Genomic DNA, 24,229 nt, shown 5'->3' on the forward strand with positions numbered 1-24,229 from the left:
AATAGAAGCTCCGTCTGTTTCTGTTTTTGATATCTTATTATCCGTTCCTGAAGGGTTCATTGCCAGGGCAGATTTAATAGCACTCATTTTATTAATTGGCGCAAGTTTTTTTGTTATTGAAAAAACCTGCGCTCTAAAAGATGGTATTGAATATCTAACCATGCTCTTAAATGGCAGGGAAGAAATTGCCTTAATTGTGGTTTCGCTGGCATTTCTTACAGGGGGGGCGTTGAGTGGTCTTCAGGAAGAAATTATTGCCATGACCCCGGTGCTTTTATATCTGTCATCACGTATGGGCTACAATTCTTTTGTTGCCGTAGCAATAAGCTACGGCTCGGCTATTTTAGGAGCAGCCTTTAGTCCTATCAACCCTTTTGCGGTAGTTATCGCCCAAAAAGAGACGAATCTGGAATTTCTATCGGGCAGTGGTTTTCGTTTGGTGGTGATGGCGATTGCGTTTTGTATTTGGATGTTTATGGTGATCAGATACGCCAATAAAAATAAAGTAGTAAAAGAAGATCTGCACCTATTTGAAAAAAAGAACCTAAACCTCAGAAGCGTACTCATCCTGGGAATGGTGGCACTGGCCTTTGTGATATTAATTGTAGGCATTTTAAAATATAATTGGGGTTTTAATGAAATGTCTGCCGAGTTTTTTGTGATAGGCATTCTGGTAGGTTTAATAGGAAAACTTGGCTTAAACGGAACAAGTGAAGCCTATATTGAAGGTTTTAAAGCTATGATCTTTGCCTCTATCATTGTGGGGTTATCCAGCAGTATTTCTATTATCCTTGAACGGGGAATGATCATAGATACCTTAATTTACGGGCTGTTTACCCCTATGCAATATTTACCCACCAGCCTGTCTGCCATTTCCATGATGGTCTCCCAGTCATTACTTCATTTAGTTGTTCCCAGTTATTCCGGACAAGCTGTTTTAACGATGCCCATCCTGGCGCCTTTATCAGACTTAATAGGGCTTTCCAGACAGGTTTGTGTGTTGGCCTATCAGTATGGTGCAGTCATGACAGATCTGATCATACCCACCAACGGAGGGCTAATGGCCGTTCTTGCCATTGCCGGCATCTCTTTTGATAAGTGGTTTAAATTTGCGATCAGACTGGTATTGGTTATCATGGCTCTCAGCGCACTTGCCATTGTGGTTGCCATATTTATTAACTTATAGATCAAAAACTAAAATTGTTTTAAACTAAAAAATCAATATATAACATCGAATTGAACTGGATATAAAATGTCCCAAAGACAAAAACTTACGGAAATTGCAATATTGTTTTTTAAGTTAGGAAGCATTGCTTTTGGTGGTCCTGCTGCTCACATAGCCATGATGGAAGATGAAGTTGTTAAAAAAAGAAAGTGGATGACCCAAGAACACTTTCTGGATCTTGTTGGGGCAACAAATTTAATTCCCGGACCTAATTCAACCGAAATGACCATGCATTGCGGACACGAGCGTGCCGGCTGGAAAGGATTGTTTGTAGCAGGGTTTTGTTTTATATTTCCAGCAGTAGTCATTACTTCAATCTTTGCCTGGCTCTACCAGCAATATGGCCAATTGCCAGAAGTGGAACCATTTATTTATGGTATTAAACCAGCGGTTATTGCCATCATTTTAATGGCTGCATATCGGCTTGGAAAAAAAGCGATAAAAAATACAGAACTTGCCATTCTGGGAATTTTAACGATTATCATTTGTCTTTTAGGTGTCAATGAAATTGTAGCTCTTTTCGGTTGCGGAATTCTGGGTCTAATTATCTATTTTATCAAAAAAAACAAAATTCTTTTAAGCAGTATAATTCCAATCTTACTTCTTCAGGCCACAGAGCCACTAAAGATTGGAACCCTAAAGATTTTCCTTTCTTTTTTAAAAGTAGGCGCTATTTTATATGGCAGTGGTTATGTTTTATTTGCTTTTCTCGACACAGAATTGGTAGGAAACGGTTGGCTAACCAGGCAGGCCTTGATTGATGCTGTAGCGGTAGGGCAAATTACCCCCGGACCCGTTTTATCTACAGCCACTTTTATTGGTTGGCAAATGAATGGTGTTGCGGGGGCAATGGCAGCCACTGTAGGTATTTTTCTTCCCTCATTTATATTTGTGCTGATTCTAAATCCATTAATCCCCAAAATGCGCAAGTCAAAAGTCATCGGGGCCTTTCTAGATGCCGTAAATGTTGCGGCGGTAGCATTGATAGTTGCTGTATGTATTAGCATGGGAAGAGACACTTTGACTGATTGGCGGACTATTTTAATAGCCTTAATTAGTCTACTGGTAGTTTTTGTTTTTAAGAAACTGAACAGCGCGTTTATTGTTTTGGGCGGCGCACTAATAGGCTATTTATTAAGCTTTCTATAATTATTCGGCTACCGGCATTTGCTGCTTCCAAAGCTTGTAATAATGCCCCTTTGAGTGATAAAGAAAATTATGTGAGCCTTCCTCCAAAACCTTTCCCTCATTCAATACTACTATTTTATCGGCCTGAAGAACCGTACTCAGTCTGTGTGCAATGAGGATAATGGTTTTGTTAGCTTGTCTGAGGCCTGTGATAGCTCTTTGGACATAGTTTTCTGAACTGCTGTCCAGGGAGGATGTTGCCTCATCCAGTACTAAAACTTCAGGTTCTTTGTATAGCGCCCTGGCAATAGCTATCCTTTGTTTTTGTCCGCCGGAGAGGGTAGCACCGTTCTCACCCAGATAGGTGCTAAAACCATTAGGAAGGTTTTCAATAAAATCAAGTATACCAATCCTTTTGCAGATAAGAATAATCCTTTCCATTTCCGGGGCAAAATCACCCACGGCAATATTGTCTATAACATTCCCGGCAAACAAATCTATTTTTTGGGGTACTACAGAAACAATGTCCCTAAGACTTGTATTGTCTGCATATTTCAGATCAATTTCTCCAATAGTGATAGTCCCTTTTTGAATAGGATACAGGTTTTGCAACAAAGATATCAGTGTAGATTTTCCAGAGCCACTTTCTCCTACTATAGCCGTAATCTTACCCATTGGAATAATTAAATTTAATTTTTTAAATACCTCAACCCTTGTTCCGTATCTAAAGACTACATTCTTAAAATGTATATCTCCAAGATTTGTCTTTTTAAGTCGAATTTTATTTTCGGTTTCCTCTATTTCCAGATCCATGATCTCAAATAAACGGTCTGCTGCAATCAGGGCATTCTGTATTTCCCTGTTGGCACCGATAAGGCTGGCTACAGGGCCGGTAAAATACCCTACAATGGCGTAGAACGACATCAGTTCACCCGGAGTAATTTCTCGCTTTATGACAAAATAGGAGCCACTCCATAAAAGGATTATGGTAAATAATTTTGAAATTGAACCGCTACTTACTGAAGAGAAAACCGAATTTAATGCAGATTTATACCCTGTTTTCAGTAAACCTATAAACCTGGTTTCCATCTTAATATTGGCGAACCTTTCCAGCCCAAATCGCTTTATGGTTCCCACGGAATTCAGGGATTCTACCAACTGACTTTCCAGTTCTGCAGATTTTTCCATGATTTTTCGTTCTGTTTTTCGGTTCAGTCTATTGACAATAAAATAGACAACTGCATATACGGGGATTACTGTTAACATTATAAGCGCCAGTTTCCAGTAGAACGAAAACATGATCGCAAAAGAAAAGAATATGATAAGCAAATTAACAGTAAGATTCAGGGAAACCCCATTAATAAAGGCCCTGATTTTTACTGCATCATTTATTCGGGAAATTATCTCCCCTACGCGCATATTGTCAAAGAACTGCTGGGGTAGTTTTAAAAGATGTTTGTAATAGCCCAGTATAAGTCGTACGTCAATTTGCTGACCCGATTTTATCAAAAACACATCCTTAAATACCCATAGAAGAAGTTGCAGGAAAAGCAATACCACCATGATGACACTTAATAAATTCAATAGCCTAATATTACCCCCTACAAACACAAAATCTGTTAACTTTTGAATATATATAGAAGTGGAAAATCCCAACAGGGTATACACCACAGCGCCGACGAATGCCTGCAAAAGAACCCATTTATGGGGTTTTAAAAGAAACCAGAAACGTCTGTAAATGGAGATCTTTTCACTGCCTTTAACAAAATTCTCATCAGGTTGCAGAAGAACTAAAACCCCTGTCCACATATTCCGAAACTCATGATGGTTCTTTTTTTGGAGCTTACCACAGCCAGGATCCATGATGGTTATATACTTTTTAGTCACTTCGTAAATGACTACATAATGATGCAGTACTTCTTTCACCACTACATGTGCTATTGCCGGCTTTGGTATTTTAAAAAGGCTGTCAAAATCTCCACGAACCCCTTTGGCTTCAAAGCACAGCTTTTGTGCTGCTTCCAGGAGGCCAAGGACATTAGTGCCTTTTTTATCTGTCCCGGCATATTGCCTGATCCTCGCTATTGGGATCTCCAAATGGTAATGCGCAGCAATGGAAGCAAGGCAAGCGGCCCCACAATCTGTAATATCATGTTGTTTGATAGTTTTCCCAGCCATAAGTGTAATTCGTTATGAAACAAGTTACTGCTGCTGGCTGCAGAAGGTTTGCAAATAGTATTTTTATAAAACAAAAAACGTCTCATTAAGTGAGACGCTTTTGCGACTGGTACTAGTTTAATAATCTGTACAACGGACTACTCCTTATATAAAAATAGGAGAATCTCTTAAGAGTATTAACTAATTTTACCCCCAGTTCATGTCCATCATTATAATCCTCTTTAGTGCCCCCGTTAATATTTGGAAAATCATTGGTATGTAACTCTTTAATGCTCATAATTTCTATTTATTTTGATTAAACATTGATTGCTGAACCCTCCATTGCGCACCTGGATGTCCTCTTTGGCAAAGATCCTTGTTTTTACTGCATAAATCACGCATGCGAAATATCCCAATTGACATTATAGCTGAAAGGTTTTCTTTGTAACCTAATAAAACAAAAGATTTTGGTAGACATATGCCTACCTGTAGAAAATAAGTGTGTTAATTGGAGGATTCCTAATTTGTAGAAGCTAATAATACGGGGAACAGGTTATATAATCCGTGGTAAACAACCCCAAAAAAAAATCCATATTTTATTCTGATGAATCCTGTAATGTGTCCTCCAATAAGCCATGGTACAATAATTATAGGAATAAAATAAATATTTTCTGCTGGAATTTCCAGATTTTGAACATGAAACAATCCAAATAAAACAATGGATGAATAGAAAATTAATTTAAAATTGTTTGCCCAAAATTTACTAAGATTTTCTGAATTCTTTCTGGCAATGTAAAAGATCAGAAGTCCGATTAGAATTGCACTGAGTAAACAGAGCATTTGATGTAGACCAAAATCTTTGTTGACATGGGTTAAAATAAGATAAGAAACAGTGCCCCAATAGAGTACAGCAATGGAGATCGCAAGGTTAAGCGGTTTATATTTTAAAGGTAGACGGAATATCGCTTCTTCCAAAACAGGTAGCAACAGACAAGCTATTAAGAAGGTTCTAAATAAAGGTTTACCAGCACTCAGGTCAGAGATTACTGAGTTTTGTACTGAAAAAACTGTGAATATTACTAAGCCAATTATGGAAACAAGAAGCACAGATAAAACAAAATAATATAAAACATCCTTTAACGATTCTTTCAGACTTTGGTTAGTGCTTATATTCATGTCCGGATGGAACAAGAAATCAATCAGCTCACTTATTCTTGATTTAGGCTTTTTTACTGCCAGATCTTTCTTTTTTCCCATTGCTATTAATTTTAATTCTTTAGAAAGCTCAACTATTATTAAGTATAGCTATAGCATATTTAGACAAGTTAACTAATGATGTAAACGCCTCATTAAATTTAATGAGGCGCTTTAAGTCTTAAAGGCTATTATCCCGGAAGAAAGTTATTAACTATTTTTGAAAACTTGAGTAACGCATCAGATAGACCTTCTATAGCCGCCCTTACGTGCTTGCCTGCAGATTGACCGGCATTATAATCCTCCCTTGTTCCTCCATTTACTAGTTGAAGTTCGTAAAAACTTAATTCATGTATATTCATAATTTCTAAATCTTTTTAAGTGATTAATAGTCTATTTAATGCTCAACACCGAATAACCCATCAAAAAATCCATGGGCAAAATCGAGGGCTCTACCTGCCATGTCACCGGCCATAAAAGCCGCAATTTCATACCACTTGGGCTCGTATCCACCAGTGATATTTTGCAATTCATTCTTATCTAAATTTCTCATAGTCTATTTAATTATATCTGGTTATACCAATACCGTTCCATTTTTAAATCCCTTCCACCAGGCACTGGCAGATCTGCCTACCGCTATGGCAGCGTTTATAATAAACCTTGGTGGTGCACCAATTAGCAATCCCCCCTCTGTGTTCCTTAATTCGTATAAAGTCAATTCTTCCATTTTTTTTATATTTAATTAAACATTTAGTTATAAACCCTCCATTGCGCACCTGGATGATCTGTTACTTGCTAAATTCATGGTTTTTACCGCATAACGCATGCATTCAGAATTAAAATTATTGATGGGCTATAGAATTATTGGTCGGATTTAACCAATCGTCCATTTTATCGTAGAGCAATTCAAACAAAGTCCGTCTGCCCAACTTAAAATTTGCATTCAACGTCATCCCTTTTTTCAGATTCCCTTTAAATCCATTTTTTAGCAGAAGGTATTTCTGATCCAGGTTACAACGCACCTTAAAGACAGATTCGTTTTCCAGAAATTCTATATCTTTTCCTACTTCAATCACATGCCCTGACGCGAGGCCCCATTGGTTATAATTATAGGCATCTATTTGAAAATTGGTGTGGTCCTGTTCTTTGATAAGGCCAATATCGGCCGGACTCACATAACATTCCACCAACAGATCTGTGTCAGGAGAAATTTGAGCCAGTACCGTGCCGGCGGTAATAAAACTTCCAGCCTCCAGATGATTTATACTAAACAAGGTTCCGCTGACGGGGGCTGTGATAACGAACCGACTTCTATTTTCTACAAGCTGTTCTTTGCTGGTATGCAGCTCTTTTAAGGTGTTGTTGTATTGCGATAGATCTGCCTGCCAGGAATTTTGTTGCCGTTTTCTGTGCTGCACTATTTCAGATACGGCCAGGTCAAATTCAAACTTGTAATTATCATATTCTGCCCTGGCAATTACCCCTTTTTCATATAAAAGTTTATAGCGCTCAAAGTCGCGTTTTATTTTTTGAAATCTAATTTGAAGTTCCCTGAGTTTTTGATGGTATTGGAGGTAAACCTTTTGATATCTGGGTGAAGAGAGTTCGGCAAGGCGAACAGTTTTTTGTTTTAAAAGCAGCGTCAGATCATTAATAAAGGAAAGGGTTTCCTGGGTTTGAAAAGCAGAAAGGTTTAGCTTCTGGTCTATTCCCTGATCATTAAGGATTAATAGCGTATCTCCTTTAGCTACTATCTTATTATTGACCAGACTACTAAAAAGTACTTGTCCAGAATTAATCAGACTAATGTCTACACGTTCCTTGTTGGGCTTAATAATCCCCCTGGCCGTTGAAACTACATCTACTTTTAAAAAAGGCAGCGCTGCAAAAGCACCTATTAGCACGAGCAGAATTATAAGATATATGCCCTTACTTCTGGTACTGTGTTTAAACTGGTGCACCTCAGCGGTGCTGTCCAGGAGCCCTTGGGGAAAAACCTGTTTCATAAATGCTAGAAATTGAACCCTATTGCGAGAATGGTGTTGGTAGAACAATATATGTGCGCTAACTGCAAAGCAGTTGCAAAATGGTAAGAAGTTCAATGCCCGTTTACTAAGTATGTCCGTTTTTGGTTAGCGTGAAGAGTTCTTTAACAAAATTTGTTTTGGTATACGAAAACCATAGAAAACCTATGGTTTTTATATAACTCCCTTTTTAGTAAAGTCAATACATTTATGTGTTAAACAAATTGGGGTAAAATATAACTGAACCTCCTCATATCCTGCCAGGCTATTGGGAGTGCTGGACAGTTTATCCACATAAAACAAGTTGCCTGCAAGCCGAAAAAATACGAACACAAAATGAAAATCGAATTTAAAGAAGAACAAAAATTCACGCAATGGTGGCTTTGGCTGATTTTAATTGGTATTGGCCTTCTACCAATTTATGGAATATACAAGCAACTAATCTTAGGCGAGCAGTTTGGAGATAACCCAATGTCTGACCTTGGACTAATAATTTTTACTGTCTTTGTTTTTGGTTTAATAGCGATGTTTTGGTATATGCGTATGATAACTGAAATTGACCAAAACGAAATCCGAATGAGTTTCTTCCCTTTCGTTAAAAAACGAGTGAAATGGAAAGAAATAAAAAATGCCGAAGTCGTGAACTATGGATTCGTCGGAGGTTGGGGAATCCGACTTTGGACAAAATACGGAACCGTTTATAATACAAAAGGGAATAAAGGTTTAGCGATTGAACTTCTGAATGGAAAAAAATTTCTAATTGGAACTCAAAAAGAAACTGAACTGTCTGAAATAATTAAAAAAGCCAGTAGGTAACAATGGCTATAATCCTCAAAAGGCAGACAGTTTCATGATGCCTGGAATGGAACAAATTTAAAGACAAGGCCATTAATATAAATAGCACTAAATGAAATATAAAATTATTCTTTTGCTTTCCATATTCTTTCTAAATTCTTCTGCTTATACCCAAGATTCAACACTGTTTAATAATAATTATGAAAAAGACATCATACAAAGAAGAGATGGCATAAGATTCATAACTCCTAAAAATGGGATTAACAAAACCAATCCAAAATTGGGAATCGAAAGGGACCCCACTTTTAGAAAATGCAGGAAAATTGAAAGCGCTGAAGGACGAAGTAAGTGTTTTGGTAAAATCCTTTATGGACATCTAAGGAATACCATTGAAATTGATAGACGACTGGATGGGAATCCAGCCGTGGAGTTGGTTATAAGGTTCACAATTTCAAAAACTGGAGAAATAAAGGACATTAAATTTCTAAAAAGTAATGACAAATCGGGTAAGTACGAAAGGAAGATGATTAGTTCAATTAACCAATTACCCCGATTGGAGCCGGGAATTAAAAATGGTAAACCCGCAGATATTCCTTTTACCTTTTCAATGAAGTTTGGGTAAACAAAGCAAATTGGGTAATATATAATTTATTGTGGGTGAAGGGTTAGCTAAAGTAGAGATATGAAAGTAAGATATAAAAAAAAGAAAATGCGGTTTAATTTGATATATGGAATAATTTGGGCAGTATTTGGATTGCTCAGTTTAAATTATGGCGAAGAAAATGAATGGACAGATTATGTATTTATTCTAATGGCTGTCTTGTATTTGGGACAGTACTTCTATGAATGGAGAAATCAATATTTGACCATCGACTCTGAATTTATCAAGGTAAATTCATCCTTCGGAAAGAAAATACGATTATCAGAAATAAGCTGTATTAAAAAATTTGCTGGTGACTATATTTTGAAGACAGCTAAAAAGGATATAACAATCAATACTCAAATTATTGATAAGGTTTCTCTAAATGAATTGAATGAAATTCTTGCCAAATTAGAGCTCCCCTCAGATAAAACACCGTTTGCTAATAACAGCTATAATTCATCACACTCCAGGCGTAAAGACCTGCCCGCCTCTGGTGGGAATCATAGCTGAGACCATTGGCATGCATTGGGGTGCAAATAATTTAAACTATGAAAATAACACGACGAGATATCAAATTTTTCCTTTTGGGAATTCTGACAATGTTTATTCTGGAGACCATATTTGATTGGGAAGGAAGTAAAAAATCATTTATGGATGGGTATAATAGTGCCACGCAAAAAAAAGATGTAAGTATTGATGATGAATAATTACAACGTGGCACAATAATGGATATTATTAATACGGTTTTTGGTGCTTAACCTATAGTTTAGTGCTTCTAAATTAAGTCCGCTAAATCTTTTTGATTTGGCTTTGAAATGAAAAATTAATACAAAATAAAAAGTTTTGGCTAAGTGCAAGTCCGAAAGTTCTGTTCCCTGAATTTCCGTACTAACCATCGTTGAGCCCTTGTAACACATAAAAAATTGCTTTATCAAATGTATAAATACTTAGTTCTTGGCTTTGTCCTATTTCTATCAATTTTAGTGAATGGACAAGACACCAATAGCATCAATACCCAAAAGATCTGGAGAGTGAATTTTTTAAATCCGGCAATTGAACTTGAATTACCAACTGCAGAGAAAACAACTTTTTCTTCAGCCCTTGGAATTGGCTATAGTGGAGGATATCCCGATTTAACTTTCGGCGGTAGTGGTTTTGTTTATATAATTGCACCTTTTCTGGATTTACAACATAAATGGTTCTATAACTTTGAAAAAAGAAAGCAAAAACAAAAGACTGTTGAAGGGAATTCAGGCAATTTTTGGTCGATAAGATTTATTACAACAGGACCCTCTGTGGCTGAAAATATTACTAGAACATCTGATTTCGACTTTGCAATTGGTCCTACATGGGGAATACAACGGCGATATTCTAAAAAGTTTCATCTTTTGTTTGACATTGGGCCTCAATATTATTTTGATACAGAAGGTAATGGAAATTTTTGGCCGATAATGATCCAATTAGATCTTGGTTTTGATTTTTGATAGTTAGGTGTTATTACAACGGCTATAATTCATTACACCCCAGTAATGAACTGCCCGCCCTGACGGGAATCATAAAGAAATCGTTGTAATGCATTTAAAATAATAATTATGAAAAAGTTTATTGCCGTTTTATTTTTAATGTCTGGCCTGACTTTGTTCTCGCAATCGGATAACATGATTGGAGAATACTATCTTAAACTTGGAGATGATAAACACTTAATTGAATATAGATTGACTCTTAATCAAGACCAAACATTTATATTTCATTCTTATGTAAATCATGAAGCCGGAATGCCGCAAATAATAAATGAATACGGCAAAGGGAATTGGACAGCAGACGGTAAAATAATTTCATTTTTTTCGGACAATGAAAAGGACTTTGATGAAAAAAACACGCTGGACTTGAGCAATTCAAGGGCGCGATTTATAACAAAACCTTCCCGGGACAAAACCGACCGAATCATCAAAACAAGACTTAAATTTTTTGAATCTGAAATCTTCTGGATTGAAGGATTAGACATTTTTAAAGTATAAAAAACACATTACAACAATAGCTAAAACTTGCCTGCCTTCCAATGGCTAATAAACCGGTAGGCAGGGATTTCCGAACCAGGTCTTTGGCGTGGCAAGCTGTAAATCCGGGAAATTAATTATCTTTAGAGTAAGGCGGTTCTTGACCTTTTTTGACCAGGGGGCCAACTCGCCCACTGCTTACGCAGACAAGATTTAACTATTGAAACACAAACTGTTGGCCGTTATTAAAGAAATTGAAAAAATGTTAGAAGACAAGCTTAAAATTTATGATGAACTTGTTTCAAAGTGCCCGAGATTTAAACGAAAAGGGAAAACAATGCCATACACATCTGCCAATGGGTATATGTTCTCTCTCTTTAACAAGGCAGGAGAAATAGGGATTAGATTTTCTAAAGAAGTTCAGGAAAAATATATGAATGAATTCAATACTACAATCTATAAATCTTATGGAGCAGTGATGAGAGGATATATTTTGATTCCAGAAAAAATGTTAGAAGATTTAGACAAGGTAGCTGAGTATCTGAATGAGAGTTATGATTACGTGATGACCCTGGAACCGAAATAAGATTAATAAAACTCCCGTCAACAATATAAGCGGTATTAAACGTCTTCTTATTTCGGACACTTGGCCGACCGCTTTTTGGAACTAATGACTCGCCCTGTAATTTAAAATACCGGAATAAAACTAATCATATGAATGATTCATTAACTTTAAGGTTGTTGAATTAGCTTGAAGGATAAAATGAGTTCTGTTAAACAAATTCTTGTCTTGAACCTGTGCTTATTTTTATACAAAACCGTCGTAACCAATTTAGACTAATACCAATGAAAATAAATTATCTGCCTTTTATCGTTTTGATTTTATTAGTTTTTAGTTGTAAAAACAGTTCTCAAAAATCAGAATCAAATTCAATTCAAATTGATGCACAAACAAAAAATACAATGGAGCAAAAAAGCCTTATAGATTTTGGAAATGAATATGCTAATGCCTGGAGTAGCCAAAAACCTGAAAGGGTTGCCGATTTCTTTGCTGCAGATGGCTTTTTAAAGGTTAATGATGGTGATCCGGCAATAGGAACCGAAGCGATTATAAATGTTGCCAAAGGATTTATGGATGCTTTTCCCGATATGATTGTTGCTATGGATAGTTTAATAACCGAATCGAATAAAACACGTTTTTATTGGACGCTAACCGGGACCAATAATGTTGCCGGTGGAACCGGAAACAAAGTAAAAATCAGTGGCTTTGAAGAGTGGACTATGAATAAAGCAGGTTTAGTGCAGGAGTCCAATGGTCATTTTAATGCGGAAGAGTATAACCGACAATTAAATGGAGAAGAATCAGAATAAATACAATTAATATAAAAAGATGACAATATGAAATTAGGAGCATTTTCTATCAGTCTTAATGTCAAAGACATTAATGTGTCAAAAGAATTTTATGAAAATATGGGGTTTAAAGTTTTCGCAGGCGAGATCGAGAAAAATTATCTGATAATGAAAAACGAAAATTCCCTTATTGGACTATTTCAAGGGATGTTCGAAAATAATATTTTGACATTTAACCCGGGATGGGACACGGATGCCAATAAACTTAATGATTTTGATGATGTAAGGGAAATTCAGAGCGAATTAAAAGAAAAAGGAATTAAGTTGAAAAGTAAAGCAGATGAAAGTACAAGCGGACCAGGAAATTTTGTTATTATTGACCCGGATGGAAATACTATTCTTATTGATCAACATGTATAAAAGTAATGATTCTCAATAATAAACCTAATCCTAAAACCCATGCGAAAGTTCGTCTTAATTTTATCCGTATTTCTAATCCTCCAAAGCTGCACCAATAAAGAGGAAAAGCAAAACACCAATGTTGAAAAAAGTAGTTACTTAGATTATTCCGATCGTGATGATAAATTAAGTGGAGGGGTAAAAATGATTCCGGTTGAAACCTCAGCAGGAGAATTTAAAGTTTGGACAAAAAGGATTGGAAACAACCCTGACATGAAGGTATTGTTACTACACGGCGGGCCAGGTTTTACCCATGAATATCTGGAAGTTTTTGATTCTTACTTCCCAAACGCTGAAATAGAATATTACTACTATGATCAGCTCGAATCTTTTTATAGTGACACGCCTAGTGATAGTACCTTATGGAGTGTTGACCGGTATGTGGACGAAGTGGAACAGGTTAGAAAGGCACTTGGTTTAAATTCAGATAATTTTTACCTCTATGGAAGTTCTTGGGGAGGCATCTTATGCATGGAATACGCGCTAAAATACCAGGAAAATCTAAAAGGCCTTATTATATCGAACATGATGGCATCTATCCAGGATTATGTTACCTATGCCAATGATGTTCTTGGCCCCCAATTACCCCCAGATGTATTAGAAGAAATAAGGGTGCTGGAATCAAAAGGTGATTATAGCAACCCACGATATTCTGAGTTAATTTATAACAACTATTATCCGGAACATGTATTGCGAATGCCATTGGAAGAATGGCCTAACCCTGTAAACAGGGCATTTGCCCACGTAAATATGGATTTCTATGTAACTATGCAAGGCCCAAGTGAATTTGGCGTGGTGGGTGATGCAAAATTGAAGAATTGGAATGTAAAATCAGAACTTTCAAAAATTACAGTTCCGACCTTAGCTATTGGGGGGGCTTATGACACCATGGATCCTAAGCATATGGAATGGATAGCTTCGGAAGTTCAGAATGGACAATACTTGCATTGCCCCAATGGGAGTCATTTAGCTATGTATGATGATGCAGAAATTTATTTTAAAGGCCTGATAGAATTTATTGAGAATGTTGATATGGCTAAAGCGAAGCAGTAGTTAAATATGATAAATACACCAAAAATGAAATCAACTAATCTGGTACTGGTCCATATGGAATGGTGGTTGTATTAGATGCCTTAGCCTTGAATTTAGGCGGAGGTGGTTTGCATTGTATAAGTATGCATCAACCTGAATTACAAACAAATTAAAGAAAGAAAATTTGATACATAGCAGTGGTAATAACCTCCCACTGATGCAAAAAACTGCTTAATAGTTGTATACCAAAATTTAAATAGGCCATTAATTTAAGTCGTTCAAATGAAAGACATTGAAAACAGGAAGGATATAGAGCATTTGGTAAACGAGTTTTACACTAAAGTTCTTAAAGATGATAAAATAGGTTTCTTTTTTAACCAAATTGCCGATATAGACTGGGAGAAGCATTTTCCTATTATGTATGACTTCTGGGAAACGTTATTATTCGATACCATGAAGTATAAAGGAAACCCCATGACTAAGCATATTGTACTTAGTAAAAAGGAACCTATGACTTCTGAGCATTTTGAAAGGTGGTTATTGCTTTGGAATCAAACGGTTAATGAAAATTTTAAGGGCGACAGGGCTTCTGAGGCAATAAAAAGGGCTAAAATGATTGCAGATCTTATGAAATATAAAACCGCTAATAGCGAAAATCCTTGATAGAAATAAATGGAAAAAATAAAAAGAACTCTTGAAGTACAAAGAATAGAATTTACAAACAGCAAATTCTTAGCAACACCATTGGCTGGAATGTTAGTTTGGCTAATAATTGGAATAGCAGGTATTACGCTTCCGGTTAGAACAACTGTCTGGGTCCTTTTTATTGGAACAGGGAGTATTGTTTATTTGGGGATGTTTATTTCAAAATTTACGGGTGAAGATTTTCTCGATAAAACGAAACCAAAAAATGAATTCGATAATCTATTTCTAATCACAGTTGGACAAGCATTCCTGGTTTATTCAATTGCGATCCCTTTCTTTCTTTTGGACTATTCGTCATTACCAATGACGGTAGGAATTTTAACCGGATTAATGTGGCTCCCGTTTTCATGGATTATTAAACATTGGGTTGGAATGTTTCACGCAATCTTTAGAACGATATCAGTACTTATACTTTGGTATGTACTACCAGAACACAGATTTGTTGCAATCCCATTTACTATTGTTATAATTTATTTAATAACGCTGCTAATTTTAAGGAACAGAAAGAAGCAATTAAAACCATAATTGTTAACCCTCTAAGAATATGGACCCTGATATAAAAGAAAGAGTTGAACATGGATACGCAGACTCGAAAGGTGTCAAAATTCACTTTGTGGCATTAGGTTCCAAAGAGAACCCTTTGATAGTTTTCATTCATGGTTTCCCGGATTTCTGGTATTCCTGGAAAGACCTAATGGAGGATTTATCAAACGATTATTATGTGGTAGCTATTGATCAGCGAGGTTATAATCTTTCCGACAAACCAAAGGGCGTAAAAAACTATAGCCTTAACTTTTTAGTGGGAGATGTTATTGCTGTGATACATCATTTAAGTTTCAAAAGGGCGATCATCATAGGACATGATTGGGGTGGTGCCGTTGCTTGGGCACTGGCCATGATGAGTCCCCAAATCCTGGAAAAACTCATAATCCTGAACTCTCCTCATCCCAGGGGTTTGAGGCACGAATTGGCGACAAATCCTGAACAGCAAAAAAACAGTCAGTATGCCAGGAGTTTTCAAATGGCAGGGGCAAGTAAATATCTCACCGCAGAGAAATTAGCGTCCATGTTAAGCGATACTGCGAATATAAAAGAATACATAGAAGCTTTTAAGCGTTCAGATTTTGAAGCTATGCTTAATTACTATAAACAAAACTATCCTCGGGAACCCTATATGTCAGATCTGTCTCCAGTAATTAAAGTTAAAGCACCCGTTTTACTTATTCACGGACTTGATGACAAATTTCTTCTTGCAGGAGCCCTTAACCATACCTGGGAATGGGTGGAAAATGACTTTACTCTGGTTACAATTGCCGATGCGGGACATTTTGTTCACCATGATAACCCTCAGCTTGTAAAAAGGACTATAGAAATGTGGTTGAATAAATAATAAGAAGGACTAACACCAATTACATATTAAACAAATCCCTGTGTGAATTAAAAACAATGGGGAAGCAGCACAACTATGTTTATAGAATTTCTGGAAACACTTTTTAATGAATTGATTGGTTTTTTAGGTATAGCCCAGGTCCTGGAACTAGTACAGGCAGGAAATTATGAGGCCTTTAGAACTTATGATGGCATTGTTTCTCTGATATATCCAATAATTCCACTGCTGGTAATCCTTGAATTGATTTTAGGGCTTATCTATAAAAATCCACAGACCAAGGTATATAAAGTCAACTTTCTTATTTACATCTTTAATAGGTTTGTGGGCAGGTTTATTGCCATAGCTATGGTAGCGTTTTGCATTGGTCTTTTTCAACATCTGGCCCCTTTTCAAACTAGTTTTACATGGTATTGGTTTATCTATGGCTACATTGTTTGGGAATTTGGGCATTTTCTCTATCATTACTGGGGACACAAAGTACGGCTGTTCTGGTGTCTGCATTCTACCCATCATGCGCCAGAAAATATGAACCTTACCGTTACTTACGCCCACTTCTTTTTAGAAGCGCCATACGCTGATACTATTCGTACGACTGTTTGTATTTTGCTGGGGGTTAAGCCCGAACTTCTGTTTTTAATAATGTTTATAGACGGCACCTATGGGGCGTTTATTCATGTGGGCGAGAACTTACTAAAAGATGGCAGGCTGGGGTTTTTAAATAAGATCATTTTAACCCCCTCTCACCATAGGGTACACCATGCCCGTAACCCGCTTTATATGGATACTAATTTTTGTAATCTCCTGAATATCTGGGATAAGTTTTTTGGCACATACCAGGATGAAGATAAGAATATAAAGGTTGAATACGGAATTACCCGAAAGATGGATTCAGGAAATTTCCTTGATGTCTACTTTGGAGAAATAGTGGCCTTATTTAAGGATGTATATAAGGCCCCCGGTCTAAAAAATAAATTATTATATGTGATTATGCCTCCTGGGTGGGATCATAGCGGCGAGCATAAAACTGCAAAAATTGTTAGGGATAATTATCTCATTACACATAAGGTAAAGAATTAAACATATACTAAAAAAGCAGGTGTTACCATTTGTGCCTTTATATGTTGTTTATCCGCCATGCTAAAATCTCTTCTATGGCGTCAATTTTAGCTTTTGGCAGCACTATTTCACTGGCTTTAGCAGTTTCTTCAATTTGCTGTGGGTTCCGGGCCCCTACAATTGCCGAAGTCATCTTATGGTTTCGAAGTACCCAGGCCAACGAAAGCTGCGAAAGCGAAATGTTTTCTTCATTTGCTATTTGCCCCAGCTGTTTTATTGCTTCAAGATTTATGCTGAGTTGGGGTTCCATAAAAAACGGATGCCTGCTTCGCCAATCCGAGTCGGGCAATGCCATCGCTCTTTCTTTGGTAAATTTCCCTGTCAGCAATCCGGCCTGCATTGGGCTGTAGGCAATAATTCCTATTTGGTTTGTGCTACAATAAGCCATAATTTCTTCCTCAATCTCCCTTCTGAACATACTGTAAGGAGGTTGTAAAGAAGTTATTGGATGTATAGCCTGAGCCCTTTTAAGTTGGTCCAGGCTAAAATTAGAAACACCTACATAACGTACCTTTCCTTCTTTTACCAATTTCGCCATGGTGTCCCAACCTTCTTCAATCTCCTCATCGGGCTCCGGCCAGTGAATCTGGTAGATATCTATCACTTCTATAGCCAAACGTTTAAGGCTTGCTTCCACCTCACGCCGTATACTATCTGCTCTAAGCGATTTGCCTATCTCCCGGCTGTCACCTTCCCAAACCCTTCCGCATTTGGTTGCGATGATTACTTCATTCCTAATTCCTTTAATTGCCTTGCCAACTACTTCTTCGGCATGGCCATGGCCATAGATAGCCGCTGTATCTATCCAATTAATGCCCTGATCCAATGCTGCGTGTATTGCCCTGACAGAAGCCATATCATCCTGAGGTCCCCAGCCAAATTGCCAATCTCCGCCACCCATCGCCCACGTTCCAAGACCAATAGTGGTAAGATAAAGCTCGCTGTAACCCAATTTTCGTGTTTGCATAACCGTGATTTTGATACGTAATAAAGATACTTATCCCTTTTTATAAAACCATATACAGTATGCTATCTTCTGTTATAGTGTTTTTAGTAAATTCGTTTTATATAAATAACATTACTATTAAGTAGAATATTAACTTCTAATTTTAGCCCGCCTACCATTATACAATTATGAAATTACAGTGCCTACTTTTATTTTTTTCGTGTTTGGCAGCTAATTCTGTTTATACACAAGTTGTAAATATAGAGTCCGCAAGAATGCAAACAGATTCTGTCAGGTTTGTTTTGAATAACGATTTTTCATTTAGGTATAACGATAATGACGGAAACTATATCTTCGAACTTAGTGATGCAATATATACACAGTTAAAATCAAAGGACTTTCGTAAGTTATATTTTTTCTTAGGCAATTTGGGGCTTATCCGCTCTAAGGGTGAGGATTTTTCAAATAACTGGCTATTGCATTTTAGATTTAACTATAGACTAACCCAGGTGACAAGAATTGAGTCATTTGTTCAAAGTCAGAGCAATAAATTATTGGATGTTAGTGGCAGACATCTAATTGCAGCAGGTTTACGTTTTAAGACAATTTCAACTAAACACATGAGGCTATATTTAGGAAATTCTTATATGTATGAAATAGAGATCAGTGATGCTCTAAACCAAAAATTTTACAACCACAGGAACAATACGTATATGTCACTTTCAATTGTACTGCCAAAAAGTAAAATAAATATCACCAATATCCTCTATTATCAACCTCTATATAATGATATTGGTAATTATAACATCTCGGAACAGTTCAAAATTGAGATTCCAATTACTGGAAAGATTTATGTGAACAGCTCGTTCTATTACTTTTTTGACAGCCAGACTCCGAGTAACCGGTCGCAGTACACTTCGAATCTTTTTATTGGAATAGGGATTTATCTTCCAAGTTCAAATAACTAAATATTTTAGCTTCTTTTCCGAGATATGCATTAATTCCTCATAATTCTCAATTGTTATGTACGTTAATCGCGGCAATATTTAAGTTATGCATTAAGGAGTTTAGGGCCTAATTTCGTATCTTTCATTCTCGATCATCATCATAAAAATTTATATTATGGATAATTCTGGAAATACATTAATAGGACTTATTGCAGGCGCAGCTATAGGAGTTGCCTTAGGAGTACTCTTTGCACCTGATAAGGGTGAAGTTACAAGAAAAAAATTAGCCGAAGAAGCAGCAACAGCCAAGGCCAATCTTAATGAAACTGCTGAAGACATGAAAGAAAGGCTTAGGGAAACTTTAAACGTGGATCCCAGTGACCTGGAAAAACGAATTGAGGGTCTAGTCTCCAATGCAAGTTTTAAGGCAGAAGATATTATTTCTACATTAGAAAAAAAGTTGAAGGAATTAAAGGCTAAAAATAGAAAATTAAAGAACTCTGCTAAATGAGTATACTAGAATCCCTTGACCAGACTTCAAATAAAGCTGTAAACCTTGGTGAAGAGTATTTAACTAAGACACAGGAGTATTACGAGCTCAAAGTCTTTCAGCAGCTTACTGCTACTACTGCTATGTTCTGCAAAGCAGCCATATTGGGCAGCCTGAGCTTTTTGGTGATTATTTTGTTGATAGTTGCCGGTACTTTGGCATTGGGCAACCTTATTGGAAATATGGTTTATGCCTGTTTGATTAGTGCAGGCATTTTATGTGTAATTGGAGCTATTGTTTATGCTTTTAGATCTCGTATAGAAAACCTGATTATTCAGACAATGTCTAAACAATTTTTCAATTAAATGAGAGAATATAAAAATAAAGATGAAATAAATCATGCGCTAAAACGCCTGAGTCTCGAAAGACAGATTGCCTGGGAAGAAATAAAGGGCCTTAAAGGAGATTTTAAGGAAAGCATACAACCCTATAATTGGTTTGGACCTATTTTGTCTTACGCAAAACAATATGGCTTTCTTTATTTTATTCGTTTGTTGTTCAGAAAGAAGAAATAAGAATATTTTCATTTTAGTTTCGCTGTGGTTAGGTATAAATTTTAGTAGTAGTCAGCACAACGCATTTGGCGGGCCTAATTCCTTTGTATACACTTCATTATTTTATTGTTGCATTTTAAAAACCAGCCTAAAATTGAATTATTATGAAGAGTTTTGTTTATGCGTTATTCCTTTGTTTTCTTTTTATAATTTCATGTAAAGAGAAGAAATCTGCTTCACAAAAAGAAATATCTGAACCAGTTGAGCAAAAAACTGAGCTAAACAATTGGCAACCTTTATTTAACGGTACTGATTTAGATGGCTGGACCATGAAAATAATGGGGTATCCTTTGGGAGAGAATTTCGGGAATACCTTTCAGGTTTCTGATGGTATTCTAAGTATTCGTTATGACGCCTATGGCGATGATTTTAATAATAGGTTTGGAGCTTTATATTTTAATGAGAAATTAGCTAACTACAGATTAAAAGTAGAATACCGATTTGTAGGAGAAACAGCTCCCGGGGCACCTGAATGGGGGTTTAGAGATAGCGGTGTTCAATTCCATTCTCAGTCCCCTTCATCTTTAAAGGCGGATCAGCCATTTCCTGTTTCTCTGGAATATAATCTGCACGGCGGCAACGGGGCTGATGAAAGGCCTGTTGGAGAAATTTGCGCAAATGGTATTTTTGTAGAATTAAACGGGCAGCAAAATACAAGCTATTGTTCACCTCCCACTCTAAAAAGAACTTTTCACGGGGATCAATGGGTGACTTTGGAAATAGAAGTAAAGGATGGTAAGATAACTCACTTTACAAACGGGGAAGAAATATTGAGTTATTCTAACCCAACCTATAACCCCGAGCACGAGATAGCTAAAACCCTAATTGTAAATGGTGATACTTCTGTTAAAGATGGATACATCTCATTACAATCTAATAGTCATCCCATCGATTTTAGGAAAATAGAGCTTTTGAAGTATTAAATTCAAATTAAAAATGAATAAGAAATCGAAAATCAGCATAGTAACCGGTGCGGGGTCGGGTATTGGGAGAGCAGTGGCAATAGCACTAAATAAGGATGGATGGATTGTAATTCTTGCAGGCAGGCGCGAAGAAACCCTCATAGAAACAGCAGCTCTATGTAATACTGCAGACACGCTGGTAGTGCCTACGGATGTTAAAGATCCGCTAAGTGTCAAGGCTCTTTTTGCCCAAACTCTGAAAGCCTATGGTCGCCTGGATTTACTTTTCAATAATGCAGGAGTAAGTGCTCCTGTAAAGCCAATGGAAGAACTTACCATAGAAGAATGGAGACACGTTATTGATACAAATTTAAATGGTGTCTTTTTTTGTACACAAGAGGCATTCAGAATTATGAAATCTCAGGATCCAATCGGTGGTCGAATAGTAAATAATGGTTCTCTTTCTGCTCATGTGCCCAGGCCCTGCTCTGCACCCTATACAGCAAGTAAGCACGGGGTAACAGGCTTAACCAGATCTACTTCTCTGGATGGTCGGGCTTATAACATTGCTTGCGGACAAATAGATATCGGTAATTCTAAAAGTGATATGACAAAAAAGATGGAAAAAGGAACGCTGCAGGCTGATGGTTCATATAAAATAGAACCTACAATGAACCCCAAAGATGTGGGCCGCACTGTAGTTTATATGGCTGGTTTACCTCTAAATACAAATGTCCCTTTTCTCACAGTTATGGCCAACCAAATGCCCTATATTGGCAGGGGTTAAAATGATTGCGCCTATCTTATTTTTTATTTGCTGATCTAAAAGAAGTTACTTCTTCGACTGTAATTGGTTCTGCTTTATCCCCAAAACTATTTCGGATATACGATGCTACACTGGCTATTTCTTCATCTCCCAACATTCCATAACCTTGCATAACATTGGCATATTCAGATTTATTATCTTCCAGCCCCGCTTCAGATCCCATAAAAATAATCTCTAGCATTCTGTTCTTATCGCCCAGCACATTTTTTGTTTGAATAAGGGGAGGATTTAATCCGGACACCCCTCCTCCATTTGCCTGATGACAAGTTAGGCATACCTGTCTATAAACCTTCCTGCCTTTTGCCATATATGGTGGCAGATCTGCCTCACGCACCTTAAGCGGGGATTTTGTAACCGTTTGAGTTTCGGTTTTAGAACTTGTTCTGTTTTCTTTTCCAGATGAATTACAACTATTCAGTAAAAAAACTATGGATAGTCCAAATAGAAAAATTGTAATTGTATGTTTAAGCAGTGGATCTTTTCGCAATCTTTTTTAGTTTTTATTGTAAACAATCCTGAATAACGAACCTCCGCTATCGTCTGACACGTATAGAGAACCATCAGGTCCTTGCGCCAAGCCAGTTGGTCTGTGTTCAGCTTCGCTAGGGGAATAAACTTCTTCTAAGCCGGCAAAGCCATCAGCAAAAACCTGCCACTCCCCACTGGGTTTTCCATTTTTAAAAGGTACAAAGGCAACCAAAAATCCATTTTGTTTTTCAGGGGCCCGATTCCATGAACCATGGAAAGCAATAAAAGCACCATTTTTATACTCCTCCGGAAACATATCCCCGGTATAGAAAAGCAGAGCGTTCGGAGCCATATGAGCAGGAAAAGTAGCTATTGGATCTATAGCATTTTCACCAGCTGTTTTTTTGCCATCACCACCGTATTCAGGAGATAAAATCTTTTTATTCTGAAATTGATCATAATAAATATAGGGCCAGCCGGCATCGTCTCCTTCATTGATTATATACATTGTTTCTGCAGGTAAGTTGGCCGAAGTCTCCGAATCATAAAGATCGGGGTAGAGCGTACTCAGTTGATCTCTTCCATGCTGTGTGACTACTAATTTATTCAGATTGTAATTCCAGTCTAACCCTACCACATTTCTTAAACCTGTTGCATATCTTTTCCCTTCACTGTAAGACTGTTTCATTTTATCTGCCCTGAACTGCCATATTCCTCCGGCAGAATCAAGAATGCGGCATGGCATCACCCCTGGAGAACCCAAAGCTCTGTCTGTTTCCTGGCAGGCATTAGAATACGCTCCTATATTTACATAAATATTACCTTCCCCGTCAAGGGTAAAAGATTTTGTTGCGTGTGCTCATATTAATGGTTTTTTCAATGCCTATAAACTTAAGAATTTATTCAATTAACTAACCGCCTAAAAAAAATATCCAATTACTTCATAGGAGTCGTCTACGGAATACTGGCGAACAAAATATGTTAAGAATTTGTTAAATACTGATTTTATTATTAAATTTAAGCAACTAACCATATCGCTTAATCCACATGAAAGCTTCAGAACACTTATTTGCATCGAGAATTCTAACAGGAGTACTAACTATAATTTTGATTACTTTGGTCGTCGTTTTATATAACGAATATCTGCCGGATTTACTCGTTAAGGCCGAGCATATATTGGCTTCCTCTATGGGTGATCTGGATACAATTGTTGCTTCAAGGTAGTTTTGGATTTCCAATTCTTATTTATTTATAATCCACTGAATTTCCTTTTTAAATATAGGATATAAAAAAACCGGATTTTATAATCCGGATTTTTATGTTTTGTCCAATTCTCTTTAGAAAGACATATATAATAGATACTTTGAGGCCTTAGTTCCCCATAAATGACATTTCAGGGACAAGCTTATTCGTTTCCACAAGGTTTCCATAAATTTCGAAGGCTTTTGTGTAAAGATCTCTATCCGTCATAAAAGCGTTATATCCATATTTCTCGTTGTAAGCATCTTCAAAATCAAAATCCTCTGACTTCCATTCGCCCATGGCTTTCATTGGATCGTAAAATAATGTGATAATCTCGGCCAAATGTCAAGATTTTTATGTAGATGTCATCGGCCCAGGTTATTGTTTTTTAGGCTTTTATACACTAAAAATCGAATTTTTTAATTACCTTTTTTGGATAATAACTTTAAACCAAAATAAAATGAAAAAATTAATTCTTTATGCGCTATTCTTTGTTGCTATTTCTGCCAATGCACAGGATTTCTACTGGACCTATTACAATTTTAGTGTAGAACCTAAAGATGAGGCGGCCGTCTTAAA

The 24,229-nt window shown here is 36.8% G+C and carries 33 protein-coding genes and 1 pseudogene; 23 read left to right on the forward strand and 11 right to left on the reverse strand.

The window, feature by feature from the left end:
* Together WBN20_RS01140 and chrA are read left to right on the forward strand one after the other, a co-directional pair.
* Positions 1-1,186: YfcC family protein (locus tag WBN20_RS01140; protein WP_424280403.1), on the forward strand; the 1,186-nt coding region annotated here is incomplete at its 5' end.
* A gap of 66 nt (positions 1,187-1,252) precedes the next feature.
* Positions 1,253-2,374 (forward strand): chromate efflux transporter, encoded by a 1,122-nt coding sequence (gene chrA, locus WBN20_RS01145; RefSeq protein WP_424275971.1) that lies wholly within the window; start codon positions 1,253-1,255, stop codon positions 2,372-2,374.
* Here the strand turns inward: chrA and WBN20_RS01150 are convergent, their stop codons facing one another.
* The 7 genes from WBN20_RS01150 to WBN20_RS01180 all read right to left on the reverse strand — a co-directional run bounded on the left by WBN20_RS01150 (position 2,375) and on the right by WBN20_RS01180 (position 7,710).
* Positions 2,375-4,531, reverse strand: coding sequence for a peptidase domain-containing ABC transporter (locus WBN20_RS01150; protein WP_424280404.1), 2,157 nt, complete (start codon positions 4,529-4,531; stop codon positions 2,375-2,377).
* A 112-nt stretch (positions 4,532-4,643) separates the two neighbouring features.
* A complete protein-coding gene (locus WBN20_RS01155) occupies positions 4,644-4,808 on the reverse strand; it encodes a hypothetical protein (RefSeq protein ID WP_424280405.1) in 165 nt (54 codons plus the stop codon).
* A gap of 221 nt (positions 4,809-5,029) precedes the next feature.
* The gene (locus tag WBN20_RS01160; protein WP_424280406.1) at positions 5,030-5,767 is read right to left on the reverse strand and encodes a hypothetical protein; all 738 of its coding nucleotides are present in this window, start codon (positions 5,765-5,767) and stop codon (positions 5,030-5,032) included.
* 128 nt (positions 5,768-5,895) lie between these two features.
* Positions 5,896-6,066 carry a hypothetical protein gene (locus tag WBN20_RS01165; RefSeq protein WP_424275471.1) on the reverse strand — a complete coding sequence of 57 codons (171 nt, stop codon included), beginning with the start codon at positions 6,064-6,066 and terminating at the stop codon, positions 5,896-5,898.
* Between the two features lie 35 nt (positions 6,067-6,101).
* On the reverse strand, positions 6,102-6,257 hold the full coding sequence (locus WBN20_RS01170) for a bacteriocin (RefSeq protein WP_424275470.1): 156 nt from the start codon (positions 6,255-6,257) through the stop codon (positions 6,102-6,104).
* Between the two features lie 21 nt (positions 6,258-6,278).
* Complete coding sequence (locus WBN20_RS01175) at positions 6,279-6,431, reverse strand: hypothetical protein (RefSeq protein WP_424280407.1); 153 nt, start codon at positions 6,429-6,431, stop codon at positions 6,279-6,281.
* Positions 6,432-6,546: 115 nt separating this feature from the next.
* A complete protein-coding gene (locus tag WBN20_RS01180) occupies positions 6,547-7,710 on the reverse strand; it encodes an HlyD family secretion protein (protein ID WP_424275468.1) in 1,164 nt (387 codons plus the stop codon).
* A gap of 354 nt (positions 7,711-8,064) precedes the next feature.
* On the opposite strand from WBN20_RS01180, the gene WBN20_RS01185 reads away from it, so the two are divergent.
* The 14 genes from WBN20_RS01185 to WBN20_RS01250 all read left to right on the forward strand — a co-directional run bounded on the left by WBN20_RS01185 (position 8,065) and on the right by WBN20_RS01250 (position 17,176).
* A complete protein-coding gene (locus tag WBN20_RS01185) occupies positions 8,065-8,544 on the forward strand; it encodes a hypothetical protein (RefSeq protein ID WP_424280408.1) in 480 nt (159 codons plus the stop codon).
* A 91-nt stretch (positions 8,545-8,635) separates the two neighbouring features.
* Positions 8,636-9,145, forward strand: a complete 510-nt coding sequence (locus WBN20_RS01190) for a hypothetical protein (RefSeq protein ID WP_424280409.1) — start codon at positions 8,636-8,638, stop codon at positions 9,143-9,145.
* A 60-nt stretch (positions 9,146-9,205) separates the two neighbouring features.
* Positions 9,206-9,676 (forward strand): hypothetical protein, encoded by a 471-nt coding sequence (locus WBN20_RS01195; RefSeq protein ID WP_424280410.1) that lies wholly within the window; start codon positions 9,206-9,208, stop codon positions 9,674-9,676.
* A gap of 38 nt (positions 9,677-9,714) precedes the next feature.
* Positions 9,715-9,873: a hypothetical protein gene (locus tag WBN20_RS01200; protein ID WP_424280411.1), complete on the forward strand. Its 159-nt coding sequence runs from the start codon at positions 9,715-9,717 to the stop codon at positions 9,871-9,873.
* Between the two features lie 228 nt (positions 9,874-10,101).
* Positions 10,102-10,650: a hypothetical protein gene (locus tag WBN20_RS01205; RefSeq protein ID WP_424280412.1), complete on the forward strand. Its 549-nt coding sequence runs from the start codon at positions 10,102-10,104 to the stop codon at positions 10,648-10,650.
* Between the two features lie 108 nt (positions 10,651-10,758).
* Complete coding sequence (locus WBN20_RS01210; protein WP_424271934.1) at positions 10,759-11,184, forward strand: copper resistance protein NlpE N-terminal domain-containing protein; 426 nt, start codon at positions 10,759-10,761, stop codon at positions 11,182-11,184.
* A 199-nt stretch (positions 11,185-11,383) separates the two neighbouring features.
* The gene (locus WBN20_RS01215; RefSeq protein ID WP_424280413.1) at positions 11,384-11,749 is read left to right on the forward strand and encodes a hypothetical protein; all 366 of its coding nucleotides are present in this window, start codon (positions 11,384-11,386) and stop codon (positions 11,747-11,749) included.
* A 260-nt stretch (positions 11,750-12,009) separates the two neighbouring features.
* Positions 12,010-12,534, forward strand: a complete 525-nt coding sequence (locus WBN20_RS01220) for an ester cyclase (protein WP_424280414.1) — start codon at positions 12,010-12,012, stop codon at positions 12,532-12,534.
* A 27-nt stretch (positions 12,535-12,561) separates the two neighbouring features.
* Complete coding sequence (locus WBN20_RS01225) at positions 12,562-12,933, forward strand: VOC family protein (RefSeq protein ID WP_424274236.1); 372 nt, start codon at positions 12,562-12,564, stop codon at positions 12,931-12,933.
* Between the two features lie 39 nt (positions 12,934-12,972).
* Positions 12,973-14,025, forward strand: coding sequence for a proline iminopeptidase-family hydrolase (locus tag WBN20_RS01230; protein ID WP_424280415.1), 1,053 nt, complete (start codon positions 12,973-12,975; stop codon positions 14,023-14,025).
* A 261-nt stretch (positions 14,026-14,286) separates the two neighbouring features.
* Entirely contained in the window at positions 14,287-14,667 is a 381-nt protein-coding gene (locus WBN20_RS01235) for a group III truncated hemoglobin (protein ID WP_424280416.1), read from the forward strand.
* 9 nt (positions 14,668-14,676) lie between these two features.
* The gene (locus WBN20_RS01240) at positions 14,677-15,234 is read left to right on the forward strand and encodes a DUF7010 family protein (protein ID WP_424280417.1); all 558 of its coding nucleotides are present in this window, start codon (positions 14,677-14,679) and stop codon (positions 15,232-15,234) included.
* A gap of 19 nt (positions 15,235-15,253) precedes the next feature.
* Positions 15,254-16,099 (forward strand): alpha/beta fold hydrolase, encoded by an 846-nt coding sequence (locus WBN20_RS01245; protein WP_424280418.1) that lies wholly within the window; start codon positions 15,254-15,256, stop codon positions 16,097-16,099.
* Positions 16,100-16,174: 75 nt separating this feature from the next.
* The gene (locus tag WBN20_RS01250; RefSeq protein WP_424280419.1) at positions 16,175-17,176 is read left to right on the forward strand and encodes a sterol desaturase family protein; all 1,002 of its coding nucleotides are present in this window, start codon (positions 16,175-16,177) and stop codon (positions 17,174-17,176) included.
* A gap of 37 nt (positions 17,177-17,213) precedes the next feature.
* On the opposite strand, the gene WBN20_RS01255 is transcribed toward WBN20_RS01250, so the two are convergent.
* Positions 17,214-18,182 carry an aldo/keto reductase gene (locus tag WBN20_RS01255; protein WP_424280420.1) on the reverse strand — a complete coding sequence of 323 codons (969 nt, stop codon included), beginning with the start codon at positions 18,180-18,182 and terminating at the stop codon, positions 17,214-17,216.
* 254 nt (positions 18,183-18,436) lie between these two features.
* Between WBN20_RS01255 and WBN20_RS01260 the strand changes: the two genes are divergently transcribed.
* From WBN20_RS01260 to WBN20_RS01285, 6 genes are all read left to right on the forward strand, one after another.
* On the forward strand, positions 18,437-19,129 hold the full coding sequence (locus WBN20_RS01260) for a DUF481 domain-containing protein (protein WP_424276073.1): 693 nt from the start codon (positions 18,437-18,439) through the stop codon (positions 19,127-19,129).
* 154 nt (positions 19,130-19,283) lie between these two features.
* Positions 19,284-19,619, forward strand: coding sequence for a YtxH domain-containing protein (locus tag WBN20_RS01265; RefSeq protein WP_424280421.1), 336 nt, complete (start codon positions 19,284-19,286; stop codon positions 19,617-19,619).
* Positions 19,616-19,963, forward strand: coding sequence for a hypothetical protein (locus WBN20_RS01270; RefSeq protein WP_424273399.1), 348 nt, complete (start codon positions 19,616-19,618; stop codon positions 19,961-19,963). Before WBN20_RS01265 ends, WBN20_RS01270 begins: the two co-directional genes overlap by 4 nt.
* A complete protein-coding gene (locus WBN20_RS01275) occupies positions 19,964-20,173 on the forward strand; it encodes a hypothetical protein (protein ID WP_424280422.1) in 210 nt (69 codons plus the stop codon). It abuts the gene before it with no gap.
* A gap of 143 nt (positions 20,174-20,316) precedes the next feature.
* Positions 20,317-21,135: a 3-keto-disaccharide hydrolase gene (locus tag WBN20_RS01280; protein ID WP_424276072.1), complete on the forward strand. Its 819-nt coding sequence runs from the start codon at positions 20,317-20,319 to the stop codon at positions 21,133-21,135.
* 13 nt (positions 21,136-21,148) lie between these two features.
* A complete protein-coding gene (locus WBN20_RS01285; RefSeq protein ID WP_424280423.1) occupies positions 21,149-21,901 on the forward strand; it encodes an SDR family oxidoreductase in 753 nt (250 codons plus the stop codon).
* Between the two features lie 16 nt (positions 21,902-21,917).
* Here the strand turns inward: WBN20_RS01285 and WBN20_RS01290 are convergent, their stop codons facing one another.
* Both WBN20_RS01290 and WBN20_RS01295 read right to left on the reverse strand, forming a co-directional pair.
* On the reverse strand, positions 21,918-22,427 hold the full coding sequence (locus WBN20_RS01290) for a c-type cytochrome (protein WP_424280424.1): 510 nt from the start codon (positions 22,425-22,427) through the stop codon (positions 21,918-21,920).
* A gap of 6 nt (positions 22,428-22,433) precedes the next feature.
* Positions 22,434-23,252 (reverse strand): annotated as a pseudogene (locus tag WBN20_RS01295) (PQQ-dependent sugar dehydrogenase); the annotation flags it as partial.
* Positions 23,253-23,455: 203 nt separating this feature from the next.
* On the opposite strand from WBN20_RS01295, the gene WBN20_RS01300 reads away from it, so the two are divergent.
* The gene (locus WBN20_RS01300) at positions 23,456-23,632 is read left to right on the forward strand and encodes a hypothetical protein (RefSeq protein ID WP_424280425.1); all 177 of its coding nucleotides are present in this window, start codon (positions 23,456-23,458) and stop codon (positions 23,630-23,632) included.
* A 147-nt stretch (positions 23,633-23,779) separates the two neighbouring features.
* Here WBN20_RS01300 and WBN20_RS01305 read toward each other — a convergent pair whose 3' ends face one another.
* On the reverse strand, positions 23,780-23,992 hold the full coding sequence (locus WBN20_RS01305) for a hypothetical protein (protein WP_424280426.1): 213 nt from the start codon (positions 23,990-23,992) through the stop codon (positions 23,780-23,782).
* Between the last annotated feature and the right edge of the window lie 237 nt (positions 23,993-24,229).

It is taken from the genome of Eudoraea sp., from assembly GCF_049665975.1.
Taxonomy (GTDB): Bacteria; Bacteroidota; Bacteroidia; order Flavobacteriales; family Flavobacteriaceae; genus Eudoraea.

What these genes read in the sequence shown, in the direction of transcription:
- WBN20_RS01180 (WP_424275468.1), bottom strand. Translation starts at nt 7,710, where the DNA reads ATGAAACAGGTTTTTCCCCAAGGGCTCCTGGACAGCACCGCTGAGGTG.
- WBN20_RS01150 (WP_424280404.1), bottom strand. Translation starts at nt 4,531, where the DNA reads ATGGCTGGGAAAACTATCAAACAACATGATATTACAGATTGTGGGGCC.
- WBN20_RS01230 (WP_424280415.1), top strand. Translation starts at nt 12,973, where the DNA reads ATGCGAAAGTTCGTCTTAATTTTATCCGTATTTCTAATCCTCCAAAGC.
- WBN20_RS01255 (WP_424280420.1), bottom strand. Translation starts at nt 18,182, where the DNA reads ATGCAAACACGAAAATTGGGTTACAGCGAGCTTTATCTTACCACTATT.
- WBN20_RS01285 (WP_424280423.1), top strand. Translation starts at nt 21,149, where the DNA reads ATGAATAAGAAATCGAAAATCAGCATAGTAACCGGTGCGGGGTCGGGT.
- WBN20_RS01220 (WP_424280414.1), top strand. Translation starts at nt 12,010, where the DNA reads ATGAAAATAAATTATCTGCCTTTTATCGTTTTGATTTTATTAGTTTTT.
- WBN20_RS01210 (WP_424271934.1), top strand. Translation starts at nt 10,759, where the DNA reads ATGAAAAAGTTTATTGCCGTTTTATTTTTAATGTCTGGCCTGACTTTG.
- WBN20_RS01190 (WP_424280409.1), top strand. Translation starts at nt 8,636, where the DNA reads ATGAAATATAAAATTATTCTTTTGCTTTCCATATTCTTTCTAAATTCT.
- WBN20_RS01280 (WP_424276072.1), top strand. Translation starts at nt 20,317, where the DNA reads ATGAAGAGTTTTGTTTATGCGTTATTCCTTTGTTTTCTTTTTATAATT.
- WBN20_RS01155 (WP_424280405.1), bottom strand. Translation starts at nt 4,808, where the DNA reads ATGAGCATTAAAGAGTTACATACCAATGATTTTCCAAATATTAACGGG.
- WBN20_RS01245 (WP_424280418.1), top strand. Translation starts at nt 15,254, where the DNA reads ATGGACCCTGATATAAAAGAAAGAGTTGAACATGGATACGCAGACTCG.
- WBN20_RS01185 (WP_424280408.1), top strand. Translation starts at nt 8,065, where the DNA reads ATGAAAATCGAATTTAAAGAAGAACAAAAATTCACGCAATGGTGGCTT.
- WBN20_RS01270 (WP_424273399.1), top strand. Translation starts at nt 19,616, where the DNA reads ATGAGTATACTAGAATCCCTTGACCAGACTTCAAATAAAGCTGTAAAC.
- WBN20_RS01240 (WP_424280417.1), top strand. Translation starts at nt 14,677, where the DNA reads ATGGAAAAAATAAAAAGAACTCTTGAAGTACAAAGAATAGAATTTACA.
- WBN20_RS01175 (WP_424280407.1), bottom strand. Translation starts at nt 6,431, where the DNA reads ATGGAAGAATTGACTTTATACGAATTAAGGAACACAGAGGGGGGATTG.
- WBN20_RS01160 (WP_424280406.1), bottom strand. Translation starts at nt 5,767, where the DNA reads ATGGGAAAAAAGAAAGATCTGGCAGTAAAAAAGCCTAAATCAAGAATA.
- WBN20_RS01265 (WP_424280421.1), top strand. Translation starts at nt 19,284, where the DNA reads ATGGATAATTCTGGAAATACATTAATAGGACTTATTGCAGGCGCAGCT.
- WBN20_RS01200 (WP_424280411.1), top strand. Translation starts at nt 9,715, where the DNA reads ATGAAAATAACACGACGAGATATCAAATTTTTCCTTTTGGGAATTCTG.
- WBN20_RS01165 (WP_424275471.1), bottom strand. Translation starts at nt 6,066, where the DNA reads ATGAATATACATGAATTAAGTTTTTACGAACTTCAACTAGTAAATGGA.
- WBN20_RS01260 (WP_424276073.1), top strand. Translation starts at nt 18,437, where the DNA reads ATGCAAACAGATTCTGTCAGGTTTGTTTTGAATAACGATTTTTCATTT.
- WBN20_RS01275 (WP_424280422.1), top strand. Translation starts at nt 19,964, where the DNA reads ATGAGAGAATATAAAAATAAAGATGAAATAAATCATGCGCTAAAACGC.
- WBN20_RS01170 (WP_424275470.1), bottom strand. Translation starts at nt 6,257, where the DNA reads ATGAGAAATTTAGATAAGAATGAATTGCAAAATATCACTGGTGGATAC.
- WBN20_RS01235 (WP_424280416.1), top strand. Translation starts at nt 14,287, where the DNA reads ATGAAAGACATTGAAAACAGGAAGGATATAGAGCATTTGGTAAACGAG.
- WBN20_RS01300 (WP_424280425.1), top strand. Translation starts at nt 23,456, where the DNA reads ATGAAAGCTTCAGAACACTTATTTGCATCGAGAATTCTAACAGGAGTA.
- WBN20_RS01205 (WP_424280412.1), top strand. Translation starts at nt 10,102, where the DNA reads ATGTATAAATACTTAGTTCTTGGCTTTGTCCTATTTCTATCAATTTTA.
- chrA (WP_424275971.1), top strand. Translation starts at nt 1,253, where the DNA reads ATGTCCCAAAGACAAAAACTTACGGAAATTGCAATATTGTTTTTTAAG.
- WBN20_RS01250 (WP_424280419.1), top strand. Translation starts at nt 16,175, where the DNA reads ATGTTTATAGAATTTCTGGAAACACTTTTTAATGAATTGATTGGTTTT.
- WBN20_RS01225 (WP_424274236.1), top strand. Translation starts at nt 12,562, where the DNA reads ATGAAATTAGGAGCATTTTCTATCAGTCTTAATGTCAAAGACATTAAT.
- WBN20_RS01195 (WP_424280410.1), top strand. Translation starts at nt 9,206, where the DNA reads ATGAAAGTAAGATATAAAAAAAAGAAAATGCGGTTTAATTTGATATAT.